Annotated in this window: 5 protein-coding genes; all 5 read left to right on the top strand. The window is 39.7% G+C overall.

Features of this window, described 5'->3' with window-relative positions:
• Nucleotides 1-15 precede the first annotated feature (15 nt).
• Nucleotides 16-255 (top strand): hypothetical protein, encoded by a 240-nt coding sequence (locus ACPV3A_RS01540; protein ID WP_063477473.1) that lies wholly within the window; start codon nt 16-18, stop codon nt 253-255.
• 17 nt (nt 256-272) lie between these two features.
• The gene (locus ACPV3A_RS01535; protein WP_063477472.1) at nt 273-791 is read left to right on the top strand and encodes a hypothetical protein; all 519 of its coding nucleotides are present in this window, start codon (nt 273-275) and stop codon (nt 789-791) included.
• 154 nt (nt 792-945) lie between these two features.
• Nucleotides 946-2370: a DNA cytosine methyltransferase gene (locus ACPV3A_RS01530; RefSeq protein WP_063477471.1), complete on the top strand. Its 1425-nt coding sequence runs from the start codon at nt 946-948 to the stop codon at nt 2368-2370.
• 27 nt (nt 2371-2397) lie between these two features.
• A complete protein-coding gene (locus ACPV3A_RS01525) occupies nt 2398-3831 on the top strand; it encodes a DNA cytosine methyltransferase (RefSeq protein ID WP_063477470.1) in 1434 nt (477 codons plus the stop codon).
• 639 nt (nt 3832-4470) lie between these two features.
• Entirely contained in the window at nt 4471-13752 is a 9282-nt protein-coding gene (locus tag ACPV3A_RS01520) for an S-layer homology domain-containing protein (protein ID WP_076153562.1), read from the top strand.
• Nucleotides 13753-13828: the final 76 nt, after the last annotated feature.

Raw genomic sequence — 13828 nt, 5'->3', positions numbered from 1 at the left:
AGGTGAAGCACCGAAATGAGTGATTCAGTTTTATTACAACCTTTCGCTAAAAGTGAAGTCCTTGTTGTTCAATTTATGAGAAAAACTTGGAAAATTGAATTTAGTGGCTGGGAACCTATGACGAATAACGGTAATGTTAATTGTTTATGTGGAACAAGAATTGATGGAGATGAGAGATGCCATGTGAGGATAAACGCTGATGTTATCAAAACAATTAATGGTGTTGTTTTTCATCAGGATAACATTTCAATCTAAGTTAAGGAGTGATTAAGATGCCAGACTATTATCATGCTTCTCTTGAAATTGTTAAAGCACAATACCCTACCCATATTTGGGATAAAATAAGTTCTTATATACCAGGTCATTTAGAGGAATGTGAGAACGTATATTGCTATTCAAATGGATATCTGATTAATGGAGAATTTGAAGAACTTGAAGAATATCTAGTACAAGAGGGAATACCTTTTAATCGGTCATCAGAGGGTTTCATGGAGATTTCACCTGAACGCCGTGTTTATAGACCAAACCTTATAGATCAGGTAATCTATCTTAACGAAGAAAGCGAAGCATATGTTACTACAAATTCTTTGCGAGTATTATTAAAAAGGGAACTTTCTCCTCATGAGATTCTAAAAAAAATAAAAGAGCTCTTAGATGAAAAGGATCCACAATATCCTGAGCTTAATAGCTATAAAATTTTGTGGAAAAAGGGAAACGAAATTCCATATGAACCTGACGAAACTATTTCTGATGAGGATGAAACCATTAGTGTAGTTGCTGTTCTTAAGTAGAATTAAAAATAAGTGTGGTTGTGCAGTTTCTTTATAGTAGAGACCTAACGGATCTACTACGTTAGAGATGTGCCTATCAACCCAGTTAAAAGTCGGACGCTGAGTTAATTCGTCCGACTTTTTCATGAATATCTTTAAATGAGGTGTCTATTACATGGAGAACGATGAAATTAAGATGGTTCGAAATTTAAGAACATCGGAGAAAGATGGACACACGAGGCTAATTTTTGAGCCGAGTGTTCTGGAAGAGGCGGGTTTCTCAATCTCCGATCGAGTGAATATCCGAATTGAAAAAACTTCAATAGTTGTTGTCAGAACGGAAGATGAGGATGCAGACGGGGTAATATCACGTCGTATGAGAGCAGGATGGACTCAACCTCGTCCTTTCTTTGATCGTGCGAATCGTAACATCTCTAAGGTTTTAAGAGCGCGGAAACGTATCGATATTGTCATTAAAGATGGTGAAATCGTAGTGACACAAGAACAAGAGACATTTGACGTGTGTTTTGTTTCTGAAGATACGTATCTCAGAGGGCATAGTCTTTCAAAAATCCGTCTTTTCAGTCTACCGTCTGGAGCTGGTATGGCTACATCTGCACTTGTACATGGTACAGGGTTATATGAGTCGGTTGGTGGTGTGGACGTTAGTCAACAAGCAATTGATACATTCAGGTACAATTTCACTTCCGGAGTAACCATTTGGGGTGACATTAAATTTATTAGCCCAGTTTGGATTAATGCAGCTGATGTGTGTTGGATATCACCCGATTGTACGGAGTACTCACTGATTGGGTCTAGAAATATTGGAACTACTTCAGGCCTTACTCCACATTATGCACGACTTGTTTGGGCAACAGGATGCCAAGCTTTAATTATTGAGCAGGTCCCGTCTTATTACCAAACCCGTAGTTATCATCAACTTCGATCATTACTTAAGGCAGCAGGTTTTGTACATTGGTACGAAACTTCATTGAACTCTTTCGATTTCGGATCAGTAAGTTCTCGTCCGCGTGGATTCGCTGTAGCAACAAAAGAAGAGACAGATTTCATGTGGCCAGAAATACCACAAATCCCAGATCGTTTTCGTACTACTGTTGGCCAAGTCTTAGGTAATGAATGGGAATCAGGGGGACAGTGGCATAAGATCCAGGGCAGTCCTATCGAAAAGATTCTCCAAAAAAACAACATTACAAATAACTTTAAATCAACACATACTCTTGTTGATCTTGAGTCAACAAGAATCAATGCGATTCTTTCTTCCTACCGTCGTACGAACGTAACCAGTAGCTACTTACGCCATCCTGATGGTGAGCACTTTCGATATTTCTCCAGTGAAGAACTTCTTCGATTCATGAACATTCCTTCCGAATTTATTTTTCCAGAATGTATCACGGAAACTCAACGGACGCAGCTTGTAGGTCAAGGAGTTTGTGGATTATTAGCACAGGCTATCTCTACTAATTTAGCTGTAGCCATTATGAGTAAACAGGTCAGCGCAACAACAACTGCACCGAGACAGCGAAATGATGATACTGCTCTCCTGATGAACAAGAAAGGGCAGTTAGAATTCCTATTTTAAAACATTGAATTTTTTGGAGGTATGGTAATGAAAACACCTATTATTCATCAATTTATTGGGAAATCAACATATAACGGAGAACGCATTTATATCGATAAAGCCCTACTCACCCAGGCAGGATTTATTCCTGGCACAAGATTTCGTACTGTTACAAGTACTGAAAACAATAAAATAGAATTTACAGTTGATCATGAAGGTGCAAATAAAGTTTCTAAGAAAGTAAGGAACCAGAACTCGATTCCTGTTATCGATAAAACCGGAATCGATATTAAAGGTGCTTTAAAAGATTGTGCACATATCAAGGTTACATTTGTGGAAGGCAGAGTGATCATAGAAGGATTGAAGAATACCGCTACGATCCTAAAAGAAAACAAACACTGCACTTCTGATGGTGAATTAAAAACCATATCTTTTTGTGCTGGTACCGGTATTAGTTCACAGTGTTTGATCGAAGCTGGTTTTAAAGAGATTGCTTCAGTTGAATGGAATCCTAAGGAGGGGAGCGAGCATAAATTCTCTGATATTTATGTTAGGAATCATCCGGAGTCCATAATGTTTAATTTACCAATGCAGCTACTTGATCCAAATGATCTACCATACGCAGATGTGTGGGTAGCAACTCTCGATTGCACTGATTTTTCAAAAGCTTCTAATGGTACTAAGAAGGAATTCCAAACAATGCATTTATTCATGCATTTAATGCGTTTGTTTTGGGGAAAAGAACAGTCAGAGAGGCCTGTATCCATATTATTTGAAAATGTAGGAGAATTTGAAAAAGTCGCTGGAGTGAGTCTAGAACTCTGTCTGAAAGAAGAAGGCTTTAGTGTTACTCGAACGAAGATCGACAGTCTCGATTATGGCAGTCGCACAAAAAGAGAAAGGTTCTTTATGGTTGCGTCTATCTTCGAAGGATTTTGTTTCCCAGAGCCTACTGGAAGGAATAAAAACTCAATAGAAGAAGACGGAGTTCTCTCAATAGATGAATTGGAGTGGATCACTCCTGATGAGAGTGATACACTTAAGTACTTTCTCACAAGGGAAGATAAGGGAATAACCCACAATCACTACATGACTATGTTTGACATTTCGAAAGACGCTTATGTTGGAACTATAACTAAAAGCCATCATAAAATACAACCAGAGAATTGGATCAAGCATCCGACAATTCCTAATAATTTTGCTTATTTAAAAGGAAATCACATTCGAGCTCTTCACGGCATTTCCGAGGATTACTATTTGGGTGATAGTAATAAGTTAGTTGTTGAGAGTATCGGACAATCTGTATGTCTTCAAACCTTTAAAGCAATAGCACAGAGACTTTATAAGTTTCTTTTGAAAAATCTGAATTCTTTAATGAAAAGAGATCAAGAGAACATTCATACTAATAATCATTTTCATAAGAATTTGATTACTGATGATATATTTACTATTGAAGACTCTGGACAACTAGCGATGCTTTAAAATATTACTAAAAAATTGGAGGTTTTAAAAAGCCTTCTTAATTTAATATCCAAGAACAATGTAAGATTTTTTGGTAATCTAAACATTTTCCATAAGAAAGAGCAGCCACCAAATGGGGTTTGACCAAGTTAAAATAAAGATAAAGTAAGACCAATTAAAATACCTTCAAGAGAATGTGTCCATTGTTGTAAGACATGGAGACAACCTTGGAGGTTTTTTTGTGTTGATAACAAGAGTTAGCTTATCCAGTGGTGAAAATGAATGCAAATGTGATGAACTTGGAACTGTAGAAGACATTTCTCGATTGGGCAGACCCAATTGGAAACTTGGATAAGGCAGTGGTATGGAAATGGTTGATGGAAGTTTACACCTGATGTAGATCAATATATAATTGTGTTAATCACATACAGATAAATTGAGGAAGCACCTCAAACTTATGGCTCTGTTGCCATGGTTTGTGGTGCTTTTTTTTGTGAAAAAGTTCTGATTATGTCAGCTCATTGAAAAATTAATTGATATCGATCTAGTAGCAGTTTACTTTTTGCCTATGAAATAGAAGGGGGATGTTTGTTCTCTTAAATTCATACCTTATTTTTTTGTATTAACTAATAGATTTAGCAGGTGAAAGGAGTTCCTTAAATGAGAAGAATGTTAGCAATCGTTTTATTGCTCTGTTTAGTAAGTTCATCGTTTTTTAGTTTAGTTGGCCATAGTAAGGTCCACGCAGATGGATCGAACAATTCCCCTATACTTACAATTACTTCATCAGGAAATAGAACAATAAACCTTAAGGCAGGTTCGAATACATTTACTATTTCAGGCAAGGTGTCAGATCCTGATAATAATAAAGTGACGGTTACTGCAATCGTGGGCGGCATAACCAAAAGTATATTTATATCCAATACAAACTTAACTAAGGATTGGTCGTTAACCTGGGAAACGGCTGAGTTGAACTCTGGTGCATATGCAACGATTAAGGTATCAGCTAATGACGGCATAGAAACCACTACCACAAATTATAACGGTACGTTAACCGTGGACAAGACACCGCTCTATTATTGGGATAAATACACCGTAAAAGAGAAAACACAATTTGAACTGAAATCAGGAAAACAAGAGACCGTTTATCAAGGAGACGTGTGGGCATACCAAAATTATAGTTTTGACAAAGATACTGGACGTTGGGGGGTCCATAATCCAAGACTGGTACAAGCGGGGGAATACGGATCATTTGTCCTTGACCGCTGGGGAACATTGACCTTTATCTCCTATTTGGGTGTTGTGTGGAATCCCAATACTAGGGAGAATGAATATGGTTGGTCGTATACATCCATGATTATACAGGAAGTATCAACCGGTGAAAAAATAAAAGATACGCTTCTAAATGAAAATATAATAGATGTTGATGGTACATATCCCGACAACGGACTGCATCAAGATGGTTATTGGTACGTTAAAAAAGCAATAAATAATCGTATTCCTGTCGTTACGCTAAATCAAGAGAGTAAGGTTATTAATGCGAGTACCACTGAGGATCTACAAATAAACGGCACAGTTAAGGATGTAGAAAACGATAATGTTCAAATCTCGGTAACGGTGGCTGGAATCACAAAGACCACTTCTGTTAATGCATCATCTACAGCAAGAGAATGGGTGCTCAGATGGACTAAAGGTGAGTTGCCTGAAGGAACTTTTATAGATGTCTTTGTAATTGCGGATGATGGAAAGGGTGGCGCAGTAGCTGCTGTATACGACAAAAACATTCTTATCGATAAAACAGGGCCATCTGCTCCAACTATATCGGTCAGTCCAGAAGGTTGGACCAATCAAAACGTTCAAGTTAACGTCACTCCCGGAATTGATTCAATCTCTGGAATAAGTAAAACGGAGTATAGTATCAGTAACGGATCCTGGCAGACCTATACTGCACCGCTTACGATATCAACTGAAGGGATCACATCAATCAAGGCACGTTCGATAGATGGTGCTGGCAATGCAGGAGCGTTACAAGCAGTCAAAACCATGATTGTTAAGAATCCTCCAACAACTCCTTCAATTAAATTGGATTCTGGCTCGATCTATAGCAAAGGATGGTATAAAGGACCTGTTAACTTTGACATATCGGGTAGTACTGGATATGGGAACATTCAATATGAATATAAAATTGGTGATGGTCCCTTTCAGAGTGGTACTTCAGAAGTGATTGACTTGGAAGGAAGAACATCAGTAACTGCAAGGGCAATTAATGAGGCCGGGATCGGAAATGAGACACAAGCTATTGTTCAGATTGACAAAACGGGTCCTACTGCGACATTAACGCCTAACAGTAGTGAATGGACTTCAAACTCAGTAAGGTTGAAGGTCGATGTAGTAGATGAATACTCAGGTGTTTCTCAGGTCAAATATAAGGTGCTACCAACACCAATGTTTCCATCAAAAGGATTTGAAGTTCTTGATGATGATGAAATTGTAATCGCGAATGAAGGTGAATGGTATGTTCACTTGTTTCTAGAAGATGAAGTAGGAAATCAATCTTTTTACTCATCCCAAGCATTCAAAATTCAGAGCCAACCGGCATCACCTGAAAACGTCAGAGCTACAAATGTGCAAGAGAATCAAGTTACTATCCAGTGGGATCTACCACAAGGAAATGTCTATACGGATGGTTATGTATACGAAATAAGGAATACCGTTACAGGTGCAACTTATAGCGTATCATATCCAGAAAATCAAATAACTGATTATAGTGTCGTTGGTGGAAGAACATATGAGTACATTGCGACTGTCAAAAATCATGTTGGCCAATCTTCAGCGGAAAGCATTTCGGTTCTCACAAAACCGGACGGACCGGAGCAGATGCAAGTGCAAAAAGTGGGCCGCGATTACAGTAAAGCACTTCTTACGTTTATACCATCAGTAGGTGCGGACTCCTATCGAGTTATCGTTAAGGACAGTGCTGGAAACAATTTGATCGATGAGATCATTAACACTAACAGTTATACAATCAATGGTTTGCTTGCAGGTTCAAATCACAATATTACTGTTCATGGTATTAATAGTACTGGACAGGGACCTGGTAACAGTATCAGTTTTTTATCTCTACCGGATACACCGGGAGGGTTCTCTGGTGCGAGCATTGAGGAGAATGCGATTACGCTAAAATGGCTCACAGTTACAAGTGCTACTTATTATGATCTGGAACGTTTCACGGATCTGATATATGAAGGACCGGATCTTGAGTTTAAAGATATTGGATTGGACTCTGGAAGCATCTACGATTACCAAGTTACAGCTGCTAATGATACGGGGGCTGGGGAATACGCTGAGCTAACTAACTTGATTACACTTCCAGCTAAACCAAGCAATGTACAAATTACTGGAGCAACTGAAAACAGTATGACCATGCAATGGGACTTAGTAACGGGAGCAGACAACTATCTTCTAGAATCAAACAGAGGAGATCGTGAGATTGTTTATTCAACCCAGCATACTTTCCAAGGGTTAGATCCGGGACAAGAGTACGAGTATACATTAACGGCACAAAACCGGAGTGGACAAGGGAAGTCCGTTAATATAACCGGTGTAACAATTCCAGAGCAGCCACATGGTTTAAATGTTGAACAAATTGAAGAAACGACTGCTGAAATAACGTGGAACTCATCGGCAGGAGCTGATAAGTATATGGTCCGGATAGAAGACAAGGAATATGAAGTTTCCGGGAACAGACTGCAGCTGAACGGACTTACGGGCAGTAAGTCATATCGTTTTACAGTATCAGCCGGTAACAAATCTGGTTATGGGGTATCTGCGGCCAGTGAATTCTTGACAAAGCCGTATGCACCTTCTGATTTATCTATTCAATCAGTAACCAAGGATGCAATAACGTTGATTTGGGAACAGGATGAAACCGCGATTGGTTACAAGGCCGTGATATCTGGATCAGTGGATGTAATGGATGTTTCGAAAAATGAAGTTACTTTCAAGCATCTTGAGCCAGGGAAGACCTATGGATTCGAAGTACGGACAATCAATGGATCCGGAGAAAGTATTCCAGCCAAGCTCTCGATAACCACCAAAACTCTTCCAGTAAACCCAGAAAGTATTATTGTTACGGTTGAAGAGGATCAAGTTATCATTGAATTTACTCCTGTGGAAAATGGGCTGGATCACGTTTTGATTGATGAAGTTGGATCAGAGATATGGAGAGGTACTGAGGGGCCAATAAAATTGTCTCCTGTAACACCAGGTAAAGAATATCATTACAGCATAGTAGTTGAAAATGAACAAGGTGTACCTTCTGACCCGTCCAAAGTAGAGTTTATCACCATCCCTTCAAGCCCGACCGGAGTAGTAGTCCAAGGGATAGGAGAAAACAGTATCGTGTTTGATCTTCGTGCCGCGAACAAGAAGGGTGTCGACTCGATAATAGTCTATCGAGACGGTGAAGAGATTCGCGTAATAAATTCAAGCGAAAATGCCTTTACTGATAACAATCTTGAGCCCGGAAAAGAATATTCATATGAATTTAAATCTCGAAATAAATCGGGAACTAGTAGTGCCGGGATATCTTTCGATGTACAGACTACACCAGGTGCACCCAACGGAATAAAAGTAAAAGGTGTATTTGAGACATCTGTCACGTTTGATTTGTCAAAGGCAAAGACACAAGGTGCTGATAGTATCAAAATACGTCGCAACGGCGAAGAGTTGAGAGTAATAGAGATTAGTGAAAAAGAGTTTATCGATGGAAGTCTTGAAGCTGGTAAGAAATATTCTTATGAGTTCTTGGCACAAAACAAATCAGGAACCAGTAAATCAGTCGCCTTTGAAGTAGAGACAAAGAAGATGCCTCCAGTTGCTGGCGGGGGCGGTAATGAATCGAGCAACGGTAATCCAGAAACCGGAAAAACCCCGAATCATGAGAAGCCGATTCCTGAAGAGATTAATGGAGACACATCTGATGGTGATGAAAAGGACAAACCAAGTCCAGGTAACCAGTCCTCATTTAAAGACATTCAGAATAGCTTTGCAAGAGAATACATTAATGAGCTTGCCAGTCGGGGGATCGTAAAAGGAACATCGGAAACCTACTATGAACCGGTAAGACCGATTACAAGGGTAGAATTTGTATCTATGATAGTTCGAGCCCTCAATCTCGATAGCACTTCACAAAAAGAAATGGAGTTTAAAGATATTAATCTCAAATTGTGGTATGGCAAGGAGCTGCAAGCTGCTTGGGATAACGATGTAGCCCATGGATTTAGCGACACGATATTTAGACCACATGATCTTATTAACCGGGAACAAGCATCTAAGATGCTTGGTAACGTGCTGAAAGCAAAGAGTGAGAACGGTAGCCCAATGTTTACAGATGACGATAAAATCGCAAGTTGGGCCAAAGGAGAAGTAATTGGCTTAAGTCTGAAACAGTTGATTACCGGTTACCCGGATGGATCTTTTAGACCAAAAGCTAATCTTACGCGTGCGGAGAGTGCAGCACTGATTTATCGGATGATTACTTTGGATGCGGCTACTGGTGTCGAGGAGAAGATTAGTGGTACAGATAAAGTATTAGGATGGCCTACTATAACTCCGGATGCTAGTAAAGTAGCGTATCTTGCAAAAGACGGTAGTACTAGTGGTTTGATCAAAGTGTATGATGTTTCGACCAAAACACTAGAAGTTCTTAATTTGCCAACAGGTTCACATAATCCTGTGAACTCTATGCATCCACAACAACACACTACGTTATTGTATACAGGTGATGGGAATAGTCTATTAATCTCGTACACAACTAACACCGCTAACAGAATGCAGTCTATAGGTACATATAAGTATGATGTTAATAGCGGTACTTTTGATACTGTATTAACACCTTCCTCGAAATATTATTCTTCGCTTTCTAACAAAGGTGGCCAGGGTATTATTTCAACGAACTCTGATGGAAGCAAATTTATTGAGTATGTAAATAGTACTGTGTCTGAAGGTGCAGGATTTTATTTGGTTGATTCCGCCAGTGGTAATAGAATTCGGCTAACTCAAGAGGAAGTGTTTCCTCAATATGGAGCAGGAACGTTGCTTGAGGATGCGAAGTATGTGACTTTGCCGAATGTAAAGGGAATAATGGCTACTAGCACTCTAGAGGTTGTAGATCCTGAATTATCGATGGGCTATTACAAATTCTATGGTCTATCGGGAGATGGACAGAAATTATTATCTTTAACAGGAACCTCCGCCCTAGATCTAGTAGAATACTCATTTTCAGATTTGACTGATGGAACGGGTTTTGTGGCACCTGAAAGTGCAACAACTATAACAGCTAGTGTTCCTGGTGATTTCGAGACTGGTAAGATAGAGTGGACTCCGAATCAAACCACATCTGAATTCGAATTGTATATCGACGGTATTTTAAGTGCAACTTTTACTACAAAGAATGTAAGCCCCACTCAGAATGGAACTATAACTTATAATCTATTAAGCTATCCATATTCTGGGGCAATAAAGTTAAAGATTGTAGAGAAAAATAGCAAAGGTTCTGTAGAAAGTAATACTTTCACACTGAATGTGGTAAACTTGCCAGCAAAGCTTGGTAATATAGATAGTTATGTTACCAGTTATGTAGATTTTATGGGTCAGAAGTGGTCGTTAGTTGGTGATAACTATTTACTTAAAGTTAACCCTACTAGCTCCTCTACACCATTTGATAAAAATGGTAGCGGAATATATGATCCTACAAGTGCAGATAATATCGGCGGATATTTGAAGAACTGGTTTGAAGGAAATGCAACTCCAGAGGAACAGGGCATGGTTTCTTTGCATACTTGGAATGTACCTCAAGATGCCAGTCCTTCCAATTCATACACAGTTAGATCAAAAATTGGATTGCTTACCTCGCACGAAGCCAATACTTTAAAAGCAGGTAAAATCCTGAATATGACAGGAAGCACTTCGGTATGGTTAATGAATACGTATGGTGGTACTGGTTATAGTACAATGACCATGAGAAAAGAAGGAAACTTCATCAAAACTAGCAATTCAAATGCGACTGCCACATATATTGCTACATTGCCTGCGTTACATCTACTACCGACTGTTAGCGTTTCTGGAGGGGATGGGTCATTCTCAAATCCATTTACATTAAGTACAGTTCCTGTACAACCACAAGTTCCGGCAGTTACGAATTTGGTAGCGGTTGCTGATTCTCACGAAAAAGCAAGCTTAACGTGGGATTCAGTTCCAAATGCAACAGGCTATGTAGTAAAGCGTGATGGTACAGTTGTAGGTAATCCAACGAGTAATTCCTTCTCTGAAACTGGATTAACCGCAGATACTAACTACACGTATACCGTTAGTGCTAAGATTGGAACAACTGAAGGTCCTGTTACATCTGTAATGGTGAAGACTAAAACTCAAGTACAAATTCCTCAGGTAACAAACTTGAAAGTAGAAGAATTGAGATTTGGGTATGTTAAGATTAGTTTTGACCCAGTTGCGGGAGCAACTAACTATGCTATGAAGCGTAATGGTTCTAACATAGGAAGTGGTTATGAAACTTTCTTTGTTCATAACGGACCAATGGTGACAGGCACTGATTATACTTATGAAGTTCGTGCTAATGTTAATGGAGTGCAAGGACCTGCGGGAAGTATTACAGTTACTGCTCCTGAAAAGGTACCTACTCCTACAAATGCTGTAGGAGTTTCTAATAGTCCTACGACTGTTAATTTGAGCTGGGATTCAGTTCCAAATGCAACTGACTATATTGTGACATTGAATCCGAGCACTATTAGAGATGTAATAACAGAAACAACTGCGACTAGCTATGAGCACACAGGACTTCGTCCTGACACAACTTATTACTACCATGTACAAGCGCGTATAGGGGATGTTTATAGTGATCCTGTAATCGTTCCTGTAAGAACTATGGCATCTATTCCTTTGACTGCTCCACAGGATTTTAAAGTAACAGGCAAGACGGATAAAACTGTAAGCTTCTCTTGGACTTCTGTTCCGGGTGCAACAGGCTATGAAATTAAAGATGTGGCATCAGGAGCTGTTCTCTATGATGGAGGTACTGTAACAGTTGCAACCATTTCTGGTCTGAGTCCAAGTACTGACTATACATTTGAAATTGTAGCTAAGGATGGTTCTGCACAAACCAGCCCTAGCAGTTCTGTAAGTGTAACTACAAATGTGGAAACTATTCCTTACCCTGCTGGGTTTACTGTGACTAAGGTAACTTATGATCAAGTAGACCTTATCTGGGAACTTGTTCCGAATGTAGATAGTTACACTGTGTATAGAGATGGAGTTGCATTAGACACTATTGATTACACGTTCTTTACGGATAATACTGTAACTGAAAGTACTAAGTACATTTACAGTGTGGTAGCAAATAAAGGTGGACAATCTTCTCAAGCTGCCTTGAAAGAGGTTAATACCCCTGCCAGACCTATTGATGGTCAAGCACCGGGAATGCCTACAGGTTTGAAGGTTGTAAGAGCTTATGCAGATAAGGTTAAGTTGCAATGGGATATAGTTTTGGATGCTTCCGAGTATGAGGTTTATCGTAACGGAACTAACCTTGTGTATAAGGGGCCTTTGTCTGTCCTTACAGACGACACCACTGGTCCAGAAGAAACTTATGCATATCTCGTGGTAGCAGTTAACCAATTCGGTAAAACAGCTGGAGCACCTGTTAGTGTTACAACGCCAGCAGAAGCTCCACAGATCATTATCACTCCAGTACCTAGTCCGGCTGAAGGAACTATTACTTTTAACTTTAAAGTAATTCCTGAGGTAGATAAGTACTATGTAGAGCGTAACCCTCAATGGACCTATACGTCTAATGGAGATGGGACGTTCCGTAGAACTTTCGTAAACTCGGTAACGGGTGAAGTTAGGGATTATGGTAATGTAGCTGTTGAAGATGGAAGTCTGCCATTCTATGAAGAAGGCGTCTCAGCAGGTCAGAACTATCACTATGAAATCACAGCCGTAAAGACAGCTGCTGATGGTACTCCGGAAGTTGTTGGAGAAACTGAAGTTTCTATTGATACTCCTACCGATGGTAGTGGTGTAACTGTACCTGATCCAAATGGAAATGGTGGTGGAGGAACTAATCCTCCAACTACTCCAGGAGATGGAAACAACGGTGGTGGAACAACTCCACCGACAAATCCGGGAGATGGAAATAATGGTGGATCTAACCCTGGAACTGGCGGTAATGTAAGTCCTACTCCTCCAAGTGGTGGAGCTGGCGGCTCAACAACACCTCCTACATCTGAAGGAACCGGAGAGAACGGTAAAGATACCTCCGAGGATGGGAAAGGGGCTGAAGGTACGGATGCCCCTGACAAAACTCCATCTGAATCCGTTGAGTTCACTGATGTAGAAGGAAGCCATTTCGCAAGCGATGCCATAAAAGAGCTTTCATCGAAAGGGATTATTACTGGCTACAGTAACGGAACGTTCGGACCAAACAAAACTGTAACAAGAGCAGAATTCGCAATCATGTTGAAGAGAGCATTAGGACTGTCTGGATCATCAGATTTCAGTTCTAAGTTTACAGACTTTAATCAAAATGCTTGGTATGCAGAAGAATTATCAGTTGCTCTCCATCATAGAATCACGAAGGGATTCACCGATAAGACGTTTAGACCTAATGATCTTATTCCTCGGGAGCAAGCATCTGTGATGATCTCCAATATTTTGAGAAACGCTGGCATCAACAATGATGGTACTGCACAGGAATTCAAAGATAGCAAGGACATTGTTGCATGGGCCTCTGAAGACGTTAAATTAGCTGTTGAGCAGGGAATTATTAAGGGCTATGCCAATAATACCTTCCTACCAAAAACTAATATCACTCGTGGTGAGACAGCTGTGCTTATTCAACGATTACTGAAGGTTATCGAATAGGCCTGTTAAAGAAAATGTATTCACTTTTTATTTGAAATAACTGAATTGATACAAGTAAGAAAACAAGCCCTTGTCT

This window comes from Paenibacillus sp. Dod16 (assembly GCF_049893405.1).
Classification (GTDB): domain Bacteria; phylum Bacillota; class Bacilli; order Paenibacillales; family Paenibacillaceae; genus Paenibacillus_AQ.
The sequence above is the reverse complement of the archived record's forward strand: the minus strand, read 5'-3'. Positions and strand labels throughout refer to the sequence as shown.

Excerpts from the sequence above, each read along its gene's own strand:
- ACPV3A_RS01540 (WP_063477473.1), top strand. The coding sequence starts at position 16 with ATGAGTGATTCAGTTTTATTACAACCTTTCGCTAAAAGTGAAGTCCTT.
- ACPV3A_RS01535 (WP_063477472.1), top strand. The coding sequence starts at position 273 with ATGCCAGACTATTATCATGCTTCTCTTGAAATTGTTAAAGCACAATAC.
- ACPV3A_RS01530 (WP_063477471.1), top strand. The coding sequence starts at position 946 with ATGGAGAACGATGAAATTAAGATGGTTCGAAATTTAAGAACATCGGAG.
- ACPV3A_RS01525 (WP_063477470.1), top strand. The coding sequence starts at position 2,398 with ATGAAAACACCTATTATTCATCAATTTATTGGGAAATCAACATATAAC.
- ACPV3A_RS01520 (WP_076153562.1), top strand. The coding sequence starts at position 4,471 with ATGAGAAGAATGTTAGCAATCGTTTTATTGCTCTGTTTAGTAAGTTCA.